The following is a 17712-nucleotide window of genomic DNA, read 5'->3' as shown; positions in this document are numbered from 1 at the left end:
GCCCCTGACACAGGGGCTTTTTTGTTTCGTTTGGTAGATTTTTTTACATTGATTCCCAAACTCAACAGTGGGAGTATGTCTGCTTGCCTTTTTTATCAATAGAAGTCTATGAACAAAATTCAACACACCACGATTCGTCCATTACGAACATTAAATCTGCTGTCTCAGGAAGAAATCCAACGTATCAGTAACACCAGCGAAGATCTGCATCGATTATTTCGCGATTGCGCTTTGGCGATTCTAAATACCGACAGTCATCAGGATGATGCTGAGCAGATCTTTCATACCTTTGCCGACTTTGATATCAAACTGGTGCCGCAATCGCGTGGTGTGGTGCTGGAAATCAAAAATGCACCGGCACAGTCTTTTGTTGACGACAAGATTATTCGTGGCATTCAGGAGCATTTATCTTCGGCACTGCGCGATATTATCTATACCGACTTCAAAATTCTCGCTCGGCAAACCTCGCCAACCTCTGAGCAGATAACGGATAGCGTATTTATGATTCTGCGCAATGCCGATGCTATCAAGCCGAATATGACACCGAATCTCGTGGTGTGCTGGGGTGGTCATTCCATTCCACGAGAAGAATATGATTACGCCAAACATGTGGGCTATGAATTAGGTCTGCGTAATCTGGATATCATTACCGGCTGTGGTATTGGTGCGATGAAAGGTCCGATGAAAGGCGCAGCTGTTGGCCATGCCAAGCAGCAAATCAAAACCGGCCGTTATATCGGTATCAGTGAACCGGGCATTATTGCTTCTGAATCGCCAAATGCGATTGTTAATGAACTGGTGATAATGCCGGATATTGAAAAACGGCTGGAAGCATTTGTGCGTCTGGGTCACAGTTTTATTGTGTTTCCAGGTGGCGTCGGCACCGTTGAAGAAATTTTCTATTTGCTCAGTATTTTGCTGCATCCGGAAAACAAACAAGGCATACCCTTAGTGTTTGCCGGCCCTGAGTCCTGTCGCGACTATTTTGATACGCTGGATAAATTCCTGCGCCGCTGTCTGGGTGATGAGATTGCCGAGCTTTATCAAATTGTCATTGGCGAGCCGGAAACAGTGGGACAGACCATCCGTGATTCGGTTGATGCGGTGCATCTGGCGCGTCGTGAATCACAGGATGCCTACTACTTTAACTGGCAACTGCATATCGATCCGATGTTGCAACAGCCATTTATTCCCACTCATGAAAACATGGCTTCTTTGCGTCTGTATTCAGACATGCCAAAGCATGAGCTAGCCAGTAATTTACGTTCGGCTTTTTCCGGTATTGTCGCCGGTAATGTCAAAGCCTTTGGTATTCGTGAAGTGGCCAAACATGGTCCGTATGTTATTAACGGTGAACCGGAACTGCTACGCGCCATTGATGATCTGTTACGCAAATTTGTCCGCGAAAAACGTATGAAACTGGGGCAGGACGAAAATGCCTACAAACCTTGTTATAAGCTGCTGGATTAACCCAGCAGCTCAGGTTTAATCATGCAGATGAAATACTTTATTCATCACCTGCCATTTGCCATCAATTTTTAACAAATTGAAAAAATCGGTAAAACGATGACCGGTCCAGTTATCTGACTCCAAACGTACACTGGCGGCATTACCGACCACATCAATATGCGTAATCGTTGATTTCATCTCTTTGGCCGGACCATTTTCATCATTCCAGTCATACAAACCCTGAATGGGGCCGGCAAATAAATCCGGACCAACATAACCGTAGATGGTGGCATCCTGATGGAAAGCCGGTTTCATCAGCTCACCACGGCCCGAAACGGCACCATCAATATAGTGCTGTATCAGCTTGGTAATGGCATCGTAATCACTGATTGAAGTCGCGGTATTAGACATAGAAATCTCCTTGCTGTGTATGGATAAAGCCAACATAACATAAATATTTCGGGGAAATTTCCCGCGATAAAACACCCAAAACCGTTATCCGGAAATGATTTTAAGCTGCATCACATAAATCAATTCACAGGCATTGGCACCGGTATCCTCACGGCTGAGCGAGCTGCGCCAGCGCCAGCCTTCCTCAGCATGCACATTGACCAGATAGCCCTGAAGCGTAATCAATTGTCCAGCTCGTATCTGCTTCAGCGTTCTGGCTATTTCATCGTTAGCCGGGATCAAATGCATATTGGCACTTTGCGTTTCAATATGACGGCGCGGGATTGGAAACGAGTCAACCTGCCAGAAATACCAGCGGCCGGATTGGCGGATGTTGATCTGTTTCACCACCTGCGGATCTGCCATATCTTTCCATCCTAATACCAAATCAGTAGGGGATAAATCCGCTTCACGGCCTAAGTAATAATCTTCCCGTGCCAACACACGGGCTTCCAGATGAAATTCCGCCACAGGCTGGATAAGATATTGATCAAAAGGTATTGAAGCTATGTCAGATACTTCAGTTTGCCGAGGTGCGTTTTCAATAACTCTGTGGGGCTCAACAAACTCTGTCTCAGCCGACGAACAATGACGCCAGCCGAAAAAAACTACTATTAAAATTAACAGCCAGCGCCACATAACGATGTTCAGCTAATCATCTATTCGAAAACGTCTGGCCGCCAGGAATACTAACAACAACACCGGCACTCCCATGAATGCCGTCAGCAAAAAGAACTGTTCATAGCCGATACTTTCCACCATGGTCCCGGAATAACCGCCAAGTATTTTCGGCAGCAAGGTCATCAGCGAACTGAAAATAGCGTATTGCACGGCGGTAAACGAGATATTGGTCAGACTGGACAAAAACGCAATAAATGCTGCACTCGCCAGGCCACCCGACAGGTTGTCGGCGGAAATCACGATATACAACATCACAATATCGTTGCCCATTTGTGCCAGCAACATAAACAACAGATTAGTCAGAGCGGATAACACTGCTCCTAAAAACAGAATGCGCATTACCCCGAAACGCAGTGCCAGAATCCCACCGAGAAAACCGCCGACAATGGTCATAAACAAACCAAAGGTTTTTACCACCGTGGCAATTTCCGGTTTGGTAAAGCCCATATCCTGATAAAAAATATTGGCAACAACACCCAGCACGATATCGGAGATCCGATACAGACCAATCAATAGCAGCAATAACAACGCCATCGACAGACCATAACGTTTAAAGAAATCCTGTACTGGCTCAACATAGCTGCGATGCACAATACTCTTCTGTACCCATCCCATTAAAATTAACACTCTGGCAATAATCACCGCCACCAGGGTTGCCAGCACTAACCGCACCAATTCAACACCCACTGCAGCCAATGGACCATTATGGACCCAACTGAGCATCTGTAATCGTGCTTGCACCGCCCAATCACCTGTCAGGTAAAAACAGCCGATAAAACCACTAATCGACAAGGCAAAAGTCAGCATCAAACCCAGATAATCCCGCTTTCGATCATCATGAATTTTTTTATTCACTTCGGGTTCAGGGCTTAACAGCGTTGTTGCTACACCAATCAACATCAATGCCGCCATAATCAAATAGCTTTGTCGCCAAGCCAGATAATCATATTCACCCATTTCCGAGCCAAAATAACTGGCCAGCATCAACGCGCCCGCTCCGGCCATTAACATACCGATTCGATAACCGGCGATATAACTGGCGGACATTAACGCCTGTAAACGCGTATCGGCAGATTCAATACGATAAGCATCAATCACCACATCCTGCGTCGCGGCTGAAAAGCCCAGTAATACTGCGGCAATAGCCATTAATGTGAGTGAATGTGTGGCCGGATCCACCATCGCCATCAAAATAATCGACGTAATAATCATCAATTGCGATAAAAATAACCAGCTGCGCCTTCGACCTAACAGGCGATGCAAAATCGGTAATGGCAAAATATCCAGCAGTGGAGCCCAGACAAATTTGAAGGAATAACCCAGCGCCGCCCAACTGAAATAGGTGACTGCGCTGCGTTCCACACCGGCTTCCCGCAGCCATAAGCTAAGCGATGAAAAAATCAGTAATAACGGCAACCCCGCCGCAATGCCGAGAAACAGCATGGTGATAACTTGAGGGGTAAAGAAAGCCCGCAGACTTCCCTGCCAGGAACGGATATTTGCAATCAAACGTAAGCTCACTGATGAGGTTTAATTCGCTAAAGTAACATTGACGCTTCTGGCAATCCACTCTGAAATAACCGTCAGTTCAATATGGAAATATCTCACTCCACCTATTCGTCCTAGATTGTGAGAAAATAACGAGAACTTAATCACCTCAAATATCAATGGCTAAGCAACGAAAAATCATTCACGTAGATATGGACGCCTTTTATGCCTCGGTTGAACGACGTGATTTTCCCGAGCTCAAAGGCAAACCGCTGATCGTCGGTGGTCAACCCGATAGCCGTGGCGTGGTGGCCGCGTGCAGCTATGAAGCACGCAAATTTGGCATTCATTCTGCAATGGCCTCATCGCGGGCCTATCGTTTGTGTCCCGAAGCCATTTTTGTTCGTCCCCGTTTTGACGCCTATAAGGAAGTCTCCAACCAAATCCGCGAAATATTCTGGCGATATGCCTCAGAAGTTGAACCGCTTTCTTTAGATGAAGCCTATCTGGATGTCACTTACACTGAATCGTTTAATGGCTCTGCCACATTGATTGCCAAAGCCATCAAAACTGAAATCCTTGACGAGACTGGGCTCACCGCCTCGGCTGGTGTGTCCTACAATAAATTTCTCGCCAAAATTGCCTCTGATATGGATAAACCCGATGGCCTGTATCTCATCCGCCCAGAACAGGGCCAGGAATTTGTAAACCAACTACCCATCGGCAAATTTCACGGTATCGGCCCCGCCACCGAAACCAAAATGAAAAACCTCGGCATTCATACTGGTAATGACTTACGGCAGAAATCTTTAACTGAACTCACCGAACGCTTCGGTAAATCCGGTCAGTATTATTACAACATCGCCCGAGCCATCGATGAACGGCCGGTTCGCAGCTCACGAATCCGTAAATCGCTGGGCAAAGAAACCACCTTTGCCGAAGATATTCTGTCCATTCCTGAGTTGACAAATATCTTGCTCGACCTTGCTCAGCAAGTGCTTGAAAGCCTCAACAAACACGATATGCAAGGCAGAACCGTTACAGTGAAAGTGAAATACGCAGACTTTCAGCAAGTTACTAGGGCTCAGACTCTGGATCGGAGTATTGGCTTAGCTGATTTGCAGGAGTGGATTCCAAAGTTGTTGGCTCGGACTGAAGCTGGGCATAAACCAGTCAGGTTGGTGGGGTTGAGTTTGAGTGGGTTTGATTTGCCGGTTGTTGTTGAGAATGTTCAACAGCAGTTAGATTTAAGTCATACTGACATTGCTTAAATAAAACATTTAACAAAAAAATGGTAGCGATATGAGAATATCAAAGATACAAATAAAAAGTTATAGGAGTTGTGAAAATACTGTATTCCTTCCCGACTCTGAACTCACAGCTTTAATTGGACCTAACGGTAGTGGCAAAACAAATATCCTTTCAGCAATAAAGCTATTGTCTTCACTATTATATGTAAGAAGACGATCAAGTTTAAAAAGACGTGAAGAGTCCCTTTACACAGCAAGTGAAATAAAAACTTGGTTTAATATGAATGGAAAAACCGTCATTCATAATGCAAAAGTAAATCTTGTAGTTAATGAAAAAAATGAAGATGAAGTCATAGAGTCTAGTGAAAGTTGGTACATGTTTGACATAACTGGCAGTAGAAAAAAAGCCTATATTCCGCTAGAAATAATATACGACATATCTCACTTTGGAAAAATGAATGTACATGGAAGTGCCAGAGATCGAAGTGGGTTTTTAAAGAAGTATTTAGAAGAAAGAGGGTTTGATGAAAAATCATTATCGGTGATGATTTCAATCTCAGAATATATAGCTAACATTAGCTACTACAGTGCCTCTCAATTTACAAACCCATCTAACTGTCCAATATCATTTGAAGTTGAGGCTGAGGGTAATTCTGGTCTTCGTCGAGGAATTTCCATCAGAAGTAGTCATAAGACATTTCTTTACAACATGTATTCCGAATTCAAAGAAAATACAGAAGCTTATAGTGAATTCTTTAATATAGTCGGTCCATCGGGTATTGGTTTGATTGATAAAATTGATTTCAAAGAGATTGAGACCTCCTCATCAAGTGTTAGTGTTCTCACAGGGGGTACTGTAAGAAAGCGTGAAAAAATAAATTTAATGGTAGTTCCAGGATTCACAATTTCAGAAAGCACATTGTCACCGAGCCAACTATCTGAGGGAACATTTAAGACTCTTGCATTAATTTTCAATCTAGTCACCGATAAAAGCAGCATGCTTATGATTGAGGAACCAGAAGTATGTGTACATCATGGTTTGTTGAATAGCATTATTGAGCTAATAAATATTTACTCAAAAGAAAAGCAGATATTCATCTCCACACACTCCGACACTGTGCTAGATAATGTCGATATTGAAAATGTTTTCTCTGTGAAAAGAGATTCTTCAAAAGGAACCATCGTTAAGAATATTTCAAAAATACTTAAAAACGAAGAAATGAAAGCACTTAAAGAATATCTTCAGACAGAAGGAAGCTTAGGAGAGTATTGGAAGCATGGAGATCTAGAAAATGTCTAAGAAGATCGGAGTAATCGCTGAAGATTTAAGTGATGTTGATGTAATCCAACATATTTTAAGTAAATATATTGATAAGTGCGAATTTGCAGTAAAGAAATTTGTTGGAAATGGTTGTGGAAAACTTAGAAATAAATGCAACTCTTGGGCCACGCAACTTTATAATTCAGGATGCGAACATATTCTTGTATTTCATGATTTAGATAGAAATAATGAAGTAAAGTTACGAAAAGAGTTGGAGAAAAAAATCAGTATCAACCAGTTCCCAAACTCTTTAATTATCATTCCAGTTGAAGAAATGGAAGCATGGTTATTAACGGATCCTGAGGCAATAAAAAAAGTTTTTGGCTTAGACAAAACACCAAAAATAGACTCGCAATGTGAATCAATAAATTCACCAAAAGAGTATTTAAGAAATTTGGTTTGGAGAAATGGAAAAAAACGTTACTTAAACACAATTCACAATAAGAAAATTGCTGAAGAAATTTCAATATTAAAACTCAAAAAATGTAATTCCTATTGTAGTTTTGACAAATATATTAGAGAAACTATCTGTAAGTAAAATTTGATAGCCCGTAGGTTGGGTTGAGGTACGAAACCCAACAATCTGAAACATGCTGCTCATTCCATCGCTGCCGCTGGGCGTTCATTTATTTTGCTTGCCCAAAATAAACGAACCAAACAAAAGGGCAGCCCATGCTCGCCCTGCGGGTTCCCTGCGCTTCTCAATCAGTTTGGAACATGACGAAAACTCGCTGCGCTCAAACACTCGTCATGTTTAATCCAAACTGATCTGCGATGCTCGGCTTCGCATAAGGGCGTTAGGGAGAGCCGTTGAGGTTGGAGACAAAATCCCCTTTTGTGTTGACGAGTAGCGGAGCTTTGTCTGGATAACGGACGGCCAGTGTTTGAGCGAAGCGAGTTTTGGCCGTACGCCAGACAAAGTGAGCAACGCAGTGGAGCCGCAGGCCAACACATGGGGTGCCCTGGGGTTGTTAGGGGAATGGGCACGCATTCCCCTGACTCGACATTAAGTCGAAATAATCTTGTTAAATATCACACCGGTTTAAATATACCTATGCAAATTGTTGGGTTTCATTGCATTCAACCCAAACATAAAGGCTGACTGGGCATGACGGAAACTCCCTTCGGTCAAACATCCGTCATGCGATCCGACCAGCTCTGCGATGCTCAGCTTCGCATAAGGGCATTAGAGGGTCGGCGACAAAATCCCCTTTTGTGCTGCCGATAAAAATGGTTATCTCAGGATTAGAAATCGGAATGTCTGATTCGTGGCATCCATGCCACTCACCCTACGGCGGCTCCGGCGTCCAAATTTGTTCCAGACAAATTTGTGAGCGAAGCGAGTTTGGTGAGTCTCCCTGACAAAAAACGCAACGCAGTGAAGCCGCAGGCCAGCACAAGGGTTGCCCTGGGGTTGTTAGGGGATGGGCACGCACAAATTCGTCGGGAACGAATTTGAACTGCGAAGCAACCTGCTTGCAGGTGAGCCACAGGGATGTGGCTTATTACTCCCCTGACTCGACATTAAGTCGAAATAAATTTATTAAATATCAAATCGGTTTAAATGGACCCATGCCGATTGTTGGGTTTCGTACCTCAACCCAACCTACAAATGTCATTAGATTCCCACATGCGCGGGAATGACAGCTATCTGTTGAACTTCATTGCATTTAACCCAAATTAACAGGCAACAAATTATATTTTAAGCGTTTGATTTAAATTTATTTTTCAAAATTTTAAAACGGCTAAGAGCACATTTCACAAAATTGCCATCTTTATGTTTGAATTGCTTCTTCAACGCTTTTTTAACTTCCCAAGTACCTTTATACCCATTCGGAAAGACGACTAAATCTCCCGCTTTAAATGTCGTCGCGGAGCCACCATCATTAGGCGTCATGACACATTCGCCTTCAACGATAAACGCGATTTCTGTGGTCACAAATGACCATGGAAAGGTGGAGACTTCTTTTTCCCATGTTGGCCAGTGAGCAACACCCAATTCTTTTAAACGTGCTGCACTAGGGTTGTTATCAACTGTAATTTCTTTCATTTTCTTTCCTAAATTTTTGATTTATTCCCAAAACCAGACTGATTTGAGACGTTTGAACTACCCTATTTTGCCTGTCTTTTAGCGATAAACCGAATTTATCGACCACATGCCATGTTTAGACCGAGGGCAATTTGCCATAATGGGTATTTTAATGGCTTACTGATTTTCTTATGCAACACGTCGGGCAAACCGCACTCACTGTTTTACAAAGCGTCTTTGGTTTCAGCGATTTTCGCCATAACCAGCAAACTATTGTAGATCAGGTAATTGCTGGTGGTGATGCGTTGGTTTTGATGCCAACCGGTGGCGGCAAGTCATTGTGTTATCAGATTCCGGCTTTGATTCGGCCGGGTACGGGCGTGGTGGTGTCACCGCTGATAGCCTTGATGCAGGATCAGGTGGTGGCATTAAAAGAGCTGGGCGTGAATGCGGCCTTTCTGAATTCCAGCTTATCGGCTGCTGAAGCCAATGCTGTTGAGTCTGCGCTTGAGGCCGGTGAAATCGATTTATTGTATATGGCACCTGAGCGTTTGTTAAATCAACGCACGCTGACGATGTTGTCACGCATACAGGTGTCACTGTTTGCCATTGATGAAGCGCATTGTGTGTCGCAATGGGGCCATGATTTTCGCCCGGAATATCAGCAACTGCGCATGTTGCATGAACGCTTTCCGGATATCCCGCGTATTGCGCTGACCGCCACGGCGGATAAACGTACTCGCGTTGAAATCATCGAACAGCTCAATCTGCATGACGCCAATGTCTATCTGAACAGTTTTGACCGGAGCAATATTTTTTATGCCATTGCCGAAGCCAATCAGGCTAAACAACAGCTTTGGCAGTTTATTGAAACCCAGCATGCCAACGATGCCGGGATTGTTTATTGCCTGTCTCGTAAAAAGGTCGAGGCAATTGCTGAGTGGCTGACCGATCAGGGTCGCGTCGCTTTGCCCTATCACGCCGGTTTATCATCAGAAATCCGTGCTAAGCATCAGCAACGGTTTTTACGCGAAGAAGGGGTGATTATCGTCGCCACCATCGCCTTTGGTATGGGCATTGATAAACCCGATGTACGCTTTGTCGCGCATTTAAATCTGCCAAAAAATATTGAAGCCTATTATCAGGAAACCGGCCGCGCCGGTCGTGATGGTTTACCGGCTAATGCCTGGATGGCGTATGGCCTGCAAGATGTTATTACCCTGCGGCAGTTTATGCAGAACTCAGATGCACCGGAGATCATCAAAAGGGTTGAACATCATAAGCTGGATGCCATGTTGGGCTTATGCGAATCCATCAGCTGCCGTCGACATGCCCTGCTCGCCTATTTTGATGAAACGTCACCGGAAACCTGTGGACAATGCGATAACTGTCAGAACCCGCCAGAGCATTTTGATGCCACCGAAGTTGCTCAAAAAGCCTTGTCCTGTGTCTATCGCACCGACCAACGCTTTGGGGTGAATTATTTAATTGATGTGTTGGTGGGCAGTGACGATGAACGTATCAAGACTAACCAGCATGATCAGCTCAGTACCTTCGGTATTGGCTCAGATCTGACCGCCACCCAGTGGCGCGGTATCTTCCGCCAGCTTATCGCCACTGGCTATCTTGATATTGATATCAATCGCTACGGGGCTTTGCGTCTTACAGAAAAATGTCGGGCGATTTTGCGCGGTGAACAAAAATTGCTGCTGCGCAAACAGCAAGCCAAACAAACGCTCAGCAAAAAAGAGAAAAAACAATCTACCGTGCGTCCTCAGGATCAGGAATTATGGGAGGCTTTACGTCAGTTACGAACCGAGATCGCCCAACAAAATGGCGTGCCGCCTTTTGTGATATTTCATGATTCAACCTTACAGGAAATGTGTCAGACCAGACCTAACGATATGCAAGCCATGGCCCGTATTTCCGGTGTCGGCGCACAAAAACTGGAAAGTTACGGTCAGCGATTTTTATCCGTCATTCAGCAGTTTCCATTATCCGAATTATTAAATAACGGCTTACGTGACACGGTAAATCAGACGTTGATACTGCATGAACAAGGGTTGAGCCCTGATCAGATCGCGAAACACCGTGAGCTAAAAATCAGCACGGTCTACAGTCATCTCTCCGATGGTATTGAAGCCGGTCTGCTGGATGTTAAGAATGTACTGGAACTGGAAGATGGTGACTTCAATGCGATTATTTCCACCATTGAGTCGCTGGGAGAAAAGGCCGACAGCCTGAAAGCCGTGTTTCATGCGCTGGATGAAGCATACGATTACGGGGTGATTCGCTGCGTGATGGCCTCAGTTCATTAGTACTGTACTTTTTTGAGGTACTTTACGTAACAGGTTCCGACCTGCGGCCGGAACCTGTTACGTAGCAATTCATTCACACCAATTAACCAGCTGAATGGATCAGCGGAGCCAGCGCATTGTTTATCTTTGTCATCTGAGCTTGCGTGGTCAACTCACTCAGCACTTTGGTAAACCGGGTGTGCTGTATTCCAGAGACAATATATTGCCAGCGATATGCGCTAAGAAATTGTTCAGCTATCGCCGCTTGCTGCTGTGCAGTGAATGCGGCTCTCGACACAGCAATAAAATAGCTGGCATCTGCCTTGGCCTGTTGTTGCAATATGCCATCTACGGCAGCAACTAATTCCATCAAATCCTCAACAGCCTGTTCACGCTGCACATGGGAGAGTTTTCTATCCTCTTCCCGCCATTCAATTTCATCCAGAATCGCATGCTGGGATTCTTCTTTCCAATGAAACAGAAATACGTCTTTATATAACGGTGATAAGCCCTCACATTCAGCGATACTCTGCCGGTAATGCTGCTGCGTGAACAATTCAATATGGCAGGTTAAGCCAAGCACCGCCCAGGTGGACTTGGTTAACACAGCACGCGCCACATCATTCGGATCAATCGTAAAATAATAGCCTTCAGGCATCACTTTACCGGTCATCACTTCTATCCGGCGAAATAGCGCCTGATGTTTAAGCTCCTCATCGCTGAACCTGATCAGTGCCTCCAGTGCCACTTGATCACCCAACACATGATGCTGGCCCAGCTCCAATACTTTGGCGTTGATAAATCGCTCCACCAGACCAAAAATATTGGCATAAGTACGTCCCTGGATCTGGCTGACAAAGCGTTTGTCCTCTGCAGTCAGGAATCCCCATTGATTTACCCGTGATAACTGGTCGGGCAAAAACTTTTGTGTGGCGTCAAATTCCCGGCCTCGAATCACATCTTCTTCAATCCGCCAGGAAACCCGTTTTGATGCCATTACACATCTTTGATAACGGTGTGCGAATGGCGTAATTTGTTGCTCATTTACATAAGCCTGATTCATCATATTCATGGTATTTTCCTCATTCATCTGCTTCATTAACGTTTAATGAAGTTATGAAAAAGATTAAGCGTCGTATAAATGCGCTATGAAGATGCAAAAAACCAAAAAACGGTTCATTTATGCCAAAAATGACTGCAACCTCGCTTGATGTCTGTATTGTGGCGATTCCGGAAACAGCGGGGTCGGCTTTATATGGCATGAAAGATGTGCTGATGGCGACGGGCAATATCTGGCAGACACTGTCACGTAAAGAACAGCAGCAAACTCCTTTTAATGTGCATATCGTGTCAAACCGTCGTGAGATGTTTTTCTGCGGCAATAACATCCCCATTCAGCCTGACAGCGACTTTCATCATCTGGCCGATTCACCTGATATCGTTATACTGCCGGAGCTATGGCTCGGTCCTGATGAACCGTTGACCGGTCGCTATCCGGAGTTGATCGCCTGGATAAAAACGCAGCATGCAAAAGGCGCCTATATCTACTCGGCCTGCTCAGGCGCCATTATGCTCGCCGAGACAGGGCTGCTGGATGCCTGTGATGCTACTTCCCATTGGGGATATCAGGACTTGTTCCGCAAACATTATCCGAAAGTCCGCTTCAAACCAGAGCCCAATTTAGCCTTTGCAGATACCGCAGGGAAAATAGTGACAGCCGGTGGCACCACGTAGTGGCACGACCTGGCTATTTATATTATTTCCAAGCACTTCAGTCCCGCGGAAGCGGTCAGAATTGCTCAGGTTTATCTGCTTAAGTGGCATGATGAGGGTCAGCTGCCCTATCACACCTTGTTACGGAATAATCCCCATAGCGATCATCTTGTTGCCGAATGCGAAAATGCACTCAAACGCCACTACAAAAACGGCCATGCTCTTCAGCTGACGCTGCAGCAAGCCAATATTCCGGAACGCACGCTCAAACGCAGATTCAAATCCGCGACAGGCTTGACTCTGATTGATTACCTGCAGAATATTCGCATCGAAGCCGCCAAGCGCCAGCTTGAACAGACTCAACTGCCGGTGGATGACATCAGTTTTGAGATCGGCTATGAAGATGCGTCGTTTTTCCGTCGCTTGTTCAAACGCAAAACCGGCTTAACGCCAAGCCAGTATCGCCGAATGTTTAAGCCCATCATTCATGCCGCAGACTAAAGCTGACAACTTCGCAGTAATCACGAATAGTCAGTGCTTAGATCAGGTCGGGGTTTGAAGCCAAGCCATTTTTTGAGGTAACTGAATTATTCAGGTTTCGACTCAAGCCGTTGAATCTCTTCAACCAGAAGCTGAGACTCTTCGGTGAGCCTGGCAAACTTGCGTATGTCACCATTACGTTGCGCCAGCATGGCCTGCTCACGTTTTTGAGCAAGCTGCTTTTTCAGTTTTTTGACTGGGTCCGACTTGAATAATGAAAACATGGTTTGTTTCTCTCAGATAGACCCTAATCAGAGAGAAACAAAACAGGAAAGTTCATTATTTTGGTAGTTCGTAATCGTAATCAATAGTCAGCGGTGCATGATCAGAGAAGCGTTCATCGCGATAAATATCGGTTGCTTTGACTTTACCTTTCAGACTCGGGCTCAGAACATGATAATCGATACGCCATCCTGTGTTATTGGCCCAGGCCTGACCACGGTTGGACCACCAGGTGTATTCATGTTCAGCCTGCGGCAGTTCACGGAACGCATCGACAAAATTCATCTCATAAAACAACTTATCCAGCCAGGCACGTTCTTCAGGTAAAAAGCCGGAGTTTTTCTGATTGCCTTTCCAATTCCGGATATCTTCATTCTTATGAGCGATATTCCAGTCACCGCAAATAATGTAATCTCGACCGGATTCTTTCATTTCCTGCATTTTATTTTCGAAAAACTCCATGCAGCGATATTTAACCTGCTGCCGTTCATCACCTGATGTGCCTGATGGCAGATAGAGGGAGATCACGCTCAGATTGCCAAATCTGGCTTCAATATAACGACCTTCGATATCAAACTCGGCATTGCCCATGCCTGTAATAACTTCGTCCGGTTTTTGTCGACTGTATATCGCGACACCGCTGTAGCCCTTTTTGACTGCATCGTGGTAATAACAGTGATAGCCTTCAGGAGTGAAAATCTTGTCTTCCAGCTGATGAACTTGCGCTTTAGTCTCCTGAATGCACACCACATCGGCATCCTGTTTTTTTAACCAGTCAAAAAATCCCTTACGCGCAGCGGCTCGGATCCCATTCAAATTCGCTGTTATAATTCGCATCATTCACTCGTACTTGAAAAAAGACAGCATCATACCATTTACAAATGGAAGCAAAATCAGGATAATGCCCGGTTCATATACAAATAGCTGATTCTTAGGAGAAACACTTTGGCAAACTCAGCACAAGCAAAAAAACGCGCCCGTCAGGCGGAAACACACCGTCAATTAAACGCTAGTCAGCGTTCTGCGATGCGTACTAAAGTTAAAGCACTCAGAAAAGCGATTATCGCTGGTGATAAAGAACAAGCCGTGGCTGCATTTCAAGCTGCCGTACCCGTTCTGGATCGTATGGCACGTAAAGGCCTGATTCATAAAAATACTGCTGCTCGTGGCAAAAGCCGTTTAAACAACGCTGTCCGTGCGATGTAATTGACTGTTCTATAGAATCAGCTAAAAAAAACCGGCTAACGCCGGTTTTTTTATGTCTGTCCTTTATCCCGTAACGACCAGATTATCCCGATGGATTAACTCCGGCTCATCAACATATCCCAATAAACTTTGAATCGCCTGACTGGGCTGCCCCATAATTCTTACGGCCTCATCAGCATTGTAGTTCACCAGGCCCCTTGCAACTTCCCGCCCGTGCAAGTCTGTACATAACACTAATTCACCACGAGTAAACTGCCCATCAACCTGACGTACCCCAACCGGTAAAATACTGCGGCCATGCTGTTTGATCACAGCTACTGCGCCATCATCCAGCATTAATCGTCCTTTGGGAATTAAATGTCCGGCAAGCCATTGCTGGCGAGCTTTAATCGGTTTCATATCGGGCCACAACAACGTACCCACGCCCTGGCCAGCTGCCAGGTGACGTAAATTCAACGGATGTTTTCCAGATAGAATCACTGTCGTGGCACCGGATCTCGCGGCACGTCTGGCCGCCGCTAATTTGGTTGCCATACCGCCACGGCCTAACTCACCTTTACTGTCACCGGCCATAGCGTCCAGATTTGAATTACTCGCGGCAGAAGCCGCCAGCATTCTGGCATTTGGATTTAACCGTGGATCACTATCAAATAAGCCATCCTGATCAGTCAGGATAACCAATACATCGGCTTCAACCAGATTGGCGGTCATTGCCGCCAGCGTATCATTGTCCCCAAAACGGATTTCATCGGTAGCAATGGTGTCGTTTTCATTCACAACCGGCAGAATACCCATATCCAGCAAAGTGTGTAATGCACTGCGTGCATTCAAATGGCGGCCACGATCAGCTAAATCAGAATGAGTCAGTAGAATTTGTGCAGTATGAATGCCATGTTGCTCACAAGCTGTAGCGTAAGCATGGATAAGCCCCATCTGACCCACACTGGCTGCGGCTTGTAACTGATGTAAGGCATGGGGACGACGCCGCCAGCCCAGTCTTTGCATACCCGCAGCAACTGAGCCGGAGGTGACCAGAACGATCTCTTTACCCTGATTTCTCAACTCGGCTATTTCGCCACTTAACCAGCGAATGCGATCCACATCCAAGCCTTCTCCCGGCTTGGTTAGTAAAGCACTACCAATTTTAATCACCCAACGTTTGGTTGATAAAAGTTGCTGATGCGGATTTTCCACAGTTAGTCCTCGATGGGTTTAGCGGGAGGCTGTTCACTCTGACGTAAATCATCCAAGTATTGCATGATATCTTCACACAACTTCGCGCAACCTTCACCCGTCTGTCCACTGATTTTGTAGACCGGTCCTTGCCAATCCAGACGCGTTAACACTTCCTGAGTGAGCTCATCACGGATATCATCCGGCACCAAATCCATCTTATTGAGAATCAGCCATTGCGGCTGTTTACCCAGCGCTTCACTGTAGTGAAGTAATTCGCGATTAATAATGTTAACGCTTTCCACCGGATCCTGTTTCACATCAACGGGTGCCATATCAACCAGATGCAACAGCAATCGAGTGCGTGTTAAATGCTTAAGGAACTGGATACCTAAACCGGCACCTTCCGCCGCGCCTTCCACCAGCCCGGGAATATCGGCAATAACAAAGCTGCGTACATCTCTGAGAGTCACCACACCAAGGTTTGGATGCAAAGTGGTAAAAGGATAATCGGCCACTTTGGGCTGGGCAGCAGAAACCTGACTGATAAAGGTCGATTTTCCGGCATTGGGTAGTCCCAATAATCCAACATCGGCCAGTAATTTCATTTCAAGGCGCAATGTACGCTCTTCGCCTGGCGTTCCGTCTGAGGTTTGACGTGGCGCACGATTAATACTGGATTTGTAACGTGCATTACCCAAACCATGCCAGCCACCTTTGGCGACCATCAGTTTGTCACCATGCTTGGCCAAATCGCCAATCAGTTCATTGGTATCTTCATCCCAGGCTTCCGTCCCGACAGGCACTTTAATAATCAAATCTTCACCACGGGCACCACTGCAAAGTTTGCCGCGGCCATGTTCGCCACGTTGGGCTTTAAAGTTACGTTTATAGCGAAAATCGATCAGCGTATTAACTTGTGTATCTGCCAGCAGATACACATCACCTCCATCGCCTCCATCACCACCATCCGGACCACCGAAAGGGATATATTTTTCACGACGAAAGCTCAGGCAACCATTACCGCCGGCACCCGCGCTGATTTTTATTTTCGCTTCATCAACAAATTTCATACTGCCGACCAGATAATTTTTTTAATAATTGCCACAAACAAAAAACCCCGCATCAGCGGGGCTTTCAGCTGTTTGCCCCAACGGGCTAACAAAATCTTTATTCAGCGATAACGCTGACAAACATGCGATTGTTCGCACCTTTGGTTTCGAATACCACTTTACCATTGGCTGTCGCGAATAAGGTGTGGTCTCTACCGATACCAACATTACGACCTGCATGGTAACGGGTGCCGCGTTGACGAACCAGAATGTTACCGCCTAATACTGCTTCTCCACCGAAGCGTTTAACACCAAGGCGTTTCGACTCGGAATCGCGACCGTTGCGGGTACTACCGCCAGCTTTCTTATGAGCCATGTTAAATCCTCTTTAAATTTGTCAATCTTAGGCGCTGATGCCAGTGATTTCGATTTCTGTATAAGATTGGCGATGCCCCATCTGTTTCCGATGGTGCTTACGACGACGAAATTTGATGATTTTGACTTTATCACCACGGCCATTGGCTGACACAGTTGCAGTGACTTTGGCGCCTTCCAGGTAAGGAGCGCCAACTTTAATGTCATCGCCTTCACCTACCAACAGAACTTTATCCAGCTCAACCGTATCTCCGGCTTCTGCGGATAGTTTTTCAATACGGAGCTTTTCGCCCTCTTTAACTCGGTACTGCTTACCACCAGTCGCGACAATAGCGTACATCGCTTTCTCCAAAAAAATAAATGTTATTGTGGGTAACCCAACAAAAGACCGAGAATTTTAACTGCTTTCTACATACAGATCAAATGCAAATTGAATTATTTGCGAATCACCGTGACCCATGAGAAA

Annotated in this window: 19 protein-coding genes; 8 read left to right on the top strand and 11 right to left on the bottom strand. The window is 45.4% G+C overall.

All coding sequences use genetic code 11. The features are described 5' to 3' along the window. Nucleotides 1-108 precede the first annotated feature (108 nt). Nucleotides 109-1470 (top strand): nucleotide 5'-monophosphate nucleosidase PpnN, encoded by a 1362-nt coding sequence (gene ppnN, locus B2337_RS00620; protein ID WP_292360545.1) that lies wholly within the window; start codon nucleotides 109-111, stop codon nucleotides 1468-1470. A 15-nt stretch (nucleotides 1471-1485) separates the two neighbouring features. Here the strand turns inward: ppnN and B2337_RS00615 are convergent, their stop codons facing one another. The 3 genes from B2337_RS00615 to B2337_RS00605 all read right to left on the bottom strand — a co-directional run bounded on the left by B2337_RS00615 (nucleotide 1486) and on the right by B2337_RS00605 (nucleotide 4089). Next, complete coding sequence (locus B2337_RS00615) at nucleotides 1486-1860, bottom strand: nuclear transport factor 2 family protein (RefSeq protein ID WP_292414915.1); 375 nt, start codon at nucleotides 1858-1860, stop codon at nucleotides 1486-1488. Nucleotides 1861-1944: 84 nt separating this feature from the next. Further along, on the bottom strand, nucleotides 1945-2343 hold the full coding sequence (locus B2337_RS00610; RefSeq protein WP_292742471.1) for a hypothetical protein: 399 nt from the start codon (nucleotides 2341-2343) through the stop codon (nucleotides 1945-1947). Nucleotides 2344-2550: 207 nt separating this feature from the next. Then, nucleotides 2551-4089, bottom strand: coding sequence for an AmpG family muropeptide MFS transporter (locus B2337_RS00605; protein ID WP_292414913.1), 1539 nt, complete (start codon nucleotides 4087-4089; stop codon nucleotides 2551-2553). A gap of 158 nt (nucleotides 4090-4247) precedes the next feature. On the opposite strand from B2337_RS00605, the gene dinB reads away from it, so the two are divergent. The 3 genes from dinB to B2337_RS00590 are packed head-to-tail and all read left to right on the top strand — an operon-like array spanning nucleotide 4248 to nucleotide 7177. Continuing rightward, entirely contained in the window at nucleotides 4248-5339 is a 1092-nt protein-coding gene (dinB, locus tag B2337_RS00600; protein WP_292414912.1) for a DNA polymerase IV, read from the top strand. 31 nt (nucleotides 5340-5370) lie between these two features. Continuing rightward, nucleotides 5371-6618, top strand: coding sequence for an AAA family ATPase (locus tag B2337_RS00595; RefSeq protein ID WP_292360555.1), 1248 nt, complete (start codon nucleotides 5371-5373; stop codon nucleotides 6616-6618). Then, nucleotides 6611-7177 (top strand): DUF4276 family protein, encoded by a 567-nt coding sequence (locus tag B2337_RS00590; protein WP_292360557.1) that lies wholly within the window; start codon nucleotides 6611-6613, stop codon nucleotides 7175-7177. Before B2337_RS00595 ends, B2337_RS00590 begins: the two co-directional genes overlap by 8 nt. A gap of 1164 nt (nucleotides 7178-8341) precedes the next feature. Here B2337_RS00590 and B2337_RS00585 read toward each other — a convergent pair. Then, a complete protein-coding gene (locus B2337_RS00585; RefSeq protein WP_292360559.1) occupies nucleotides 8342-8689 on the bottom strand; it encodes a cupin domain-containing protein in 348 nt (115 codons plus the stop codon). A 170-nt stretch (nucleotides 8690-8859) separates the two neighbouring features. On the opposite strand from B2337_RS00585, the gene recQ reads away from it, so the two are divergent. Continuing rightward, the gene (recQ, locus tag B2337_RS00580) at nucleotides 8860-10986 is read left to right on the top strand and encodes a DNA helicase RecQ (RefSeq protein WP_292414911.1); all 2127 of its coding nucleotides are present in this window, start codon (nucleotides 8860-8862) and stop codon (nucleotides 10984-10986) included. Between the two features lie 82 nt (nucleotides 10987-11068). Here recQ and B2337_RS00575 read toward each other — a convergent pair whose 3' ends face one another. Then, nucleotides 11069-12037: a hypothetical protein gene (locus B2337_RS00575; RefSeq protein ID WP_292414910.1), complete on the bottom strand. Its 969-nt coding sequence runs from the start codon at nucleotides 12035-12037 to the stop codon at nucleotides 11069-11071. 110 nt (nucleotides 12038-12147) lie between these two features. On the opposite strand from B2337_RS00575, the gene B2337_RS00570 reads away from it, so the two are divergent. Together B2337_RS00570 and B2337_RS00565 are read left to right on the top strand one after the other, a co-directional pair. After that, nucleotides 12148-12699 (top strand): DJ-1/PfpI family protein, encoded by a 552-nt coding sequence (locus B2337_RS00570; protein WP_292414909.1) that lies wholly within the window; start codon nucleotides 12148-12150, stop codon nucleotides 12697-12699. A 117-nt stretch (nucleotides 12700-12816) separates the two neighbouring features. After that, on the top strand, nucleotides 12817-13179 hold the full coding sequence (locus B2337_RS00565) for a helix-turn-helix domain-containing protein (protein ID WP_292414907.1): 363 nt from the start codon (nucleotides 12817-12819) through the stop codon (nucleotides 13177-13179). A gap of 86 nt (nucleotides 13180-13265) precedes the next feature. Here the strand turns inward: B2337_RS00565 and B2337_RS00560 are convergent, their stop codons facing one another. Further along, the gene (locus B2337_RS00560; protein ID WP_292360566.1) at nucleotides 13266-13442 is read right to left on the bottom strand and encodes a DUF6435 family protein; all 177 of its coding nucleotides are present in this window, start codon (nucleotides 13440-13442) and stop codon (nucleotides 13266-13268) included. Between the two features lie 55 nt (nucleotides 13443-13497). Next, on the bottom strand, nucleotides 13498-14277 hold the full coding sequence (locus B2337_RS00555; RefSeq protein WP_292360568.1) for an exodeoxyribonuclease III: 780 nt from the start codon (nucleotides 14275-14277) through the stop codon (nucleotides 13498-13500). A gap of 108 nt (nucleotides 14278-14385) precedes the next feature. Here B2337_RS00555 and rpsT point away from each other — a divergent pair, with 108 nt between their 5' ends. Continuing rightward, complete coding sequence (gene rpsT, locus B2337_RS00550) at nucleotides 14386-14646, top strand: 30S ribosomal protein S20 (protein ID WP_292360570.1); 261 nt, start codon at nucleotides 14386-14388, stop codon at nucleotides 14644-14646. A gap of 63 nt (nucleotides 14647-14709) precedes the next feature. Here the strand turns inward: rpsT and proB are convergent, their stop codons facing one another. From proB to rplU, 4 genes are all read right to left on the bottom strand, one after another. Then, a complete protein-coding gene (proB, locus tag B2337_RS00545; protein WP_292360572.1) occupies nucleotides 14710-15840 on the bottom strand; it encodes a glutamate 5-kinase in 1131 nt (376 codons plus the stop codon). Nucleotides 15841-15842: 2 nt separating this feature from the next. Beyond that, nucleotides 15843-16892, bottom strand: coding sequence for an Obg family GTPase CgtA (gene cgtA, locus B2337_RS00540; RefSeq protein ID WP_292360574.1), 1050 nt, complete (start codon nucleotides 16890-16892; stop codon nucleotides 15843-15845). A 97-nt stretch (nucleotides 16893-16989) separates the two neighbouring features. Then, nucleotides 16990-17247, bottom strand: a complete 258-nt coding sequence (gene rpmA / locus B2337_RS00535; RefSeq protein WP_014705802.1) for a 50S ribosomal protein L27 — start codon at nucleotides 17245-17247, stop codon at nucleotides 16990-16992. 27 nt (nucleotides 17248-17274) lie between these two features. Then, nucleotides 17275-17586 (bottom strand): 50S ribosomal protein L21, encoded by a 312-nt coding sequence (gene rplU / locus B2337_RS00530; protein WP_292360576.1) that lies wholly within the window; start codon nucleotides 17584-17586, stop codon nucleotides 17275-17277. Nucleotides 17587-17712: the final 126 nt, after the last annotated feature.

It is taken from the genome of Methylophaga sp. UBA3192 (assembly GCA_002363955.1).
Taxonomy (GTDB): Bacteria; Pseudomonadota; Gammaproteobacteria; order Nitrosococcales; family Methylophagaceae; genus Methylophaga.
This window is presented reverse-complemented; position numbering and strand designations above follow the sequence as displayed.

Bases quoted from the DNA above. Each gene is read 5' to 3' on its own strand.
- ppnN (WP_292360545.1), top strand. From the start codon at position 109: ATGAACAAAATTCAACACACCACGATTCGTCCATTACGAACATTAAAT.
- B2337_RS00615 (WP_292414915.1), bottom strand. From the start codon at position 1,860: ATGTCTAATACCGCGACTTCAATCAGTGATTACGATGCCATTACCAAG.
- dinB (WP_292414912.1), top strand. From the start codon at position 4,248: ATGGCTAAGCAACGAAAAATCATTCACGTAGATATGGACGCCTTTTAT.
- B2337_RS00595 (WP_292360555.1), top strand. From the start codon at position 5,371: ATGAGAATATCAAAGATACAAATAAAAAGTTATAGGAGTTGTGAAAAT.
- B2337_RS00590 (WP_292360557.1), top strand. From the start codon at position 6,611: ATGTCTAAGAAGATCGGAGTAATCGCTGAAGATTTAAGTGATGTTGAT.
- B2337_RS00585 (WP_292360559.1), bottom strand. From the start codon at position 8,689: ATGAAAGAAATTACAGTTGATAACAACCCTAGTGCAGCACGTTTAAAA.
- recQ (WP_292414911.1), top strand. From the start codon at position 8,860: ATGCAACACGTCGGGCAAACCGCACTCACTGTTTTACAAAGCGTCTTT.
- B2337_RS00575 (WP_292414910.1), bottom strand. From the start codon at position 12,037: ATGAATATGATGAATCAGGCTTATGTAAATGAGCAACAAATTACGCCA.
- B2337_RS00570 (WP_292414909.1), top strand. From the start codon at position 12,148: ATGCCAAAAATGACTGCAACCTCGCTTGATGTCTGTATTGTGGCGATT.
- B2337_RS00560 (WP_292360566.1), bottom strand. From the start codon at position 13,442: ATGTTTTCATTATTCAAGTCGGACCCAGTCAAAAAACTGAAAAAGCAG.
- B2337_RS00555 (WP_292360568.1), bottom strand. From the start codon at position 14,277: ATGCGAATTATAACAGCGAATTTGAATGGGATCCGAGCCGCTGCGCGT.
- cgtA (WP_292360574.1), bottom strand. From the start codon at position 16,892: ATGAAATTTGTTGATGAAGCGAAAATAAAAATCAGCGCGGGTGCCGGC.
- rpmA (WP_014705802.1), bottom strand. From the start codon at position 17,247: ATGGCTCATAAGAAAGCTGGCGGTAGTACCCGCAACGGTCGCGATTCC.
- rplU (WP_292360576.1), bottom strand. From the start codon at position 17,586: ATGTACGCTATTGTCGCGACTGGTGGTAAGCAGTACCGAGTTAAAGAG.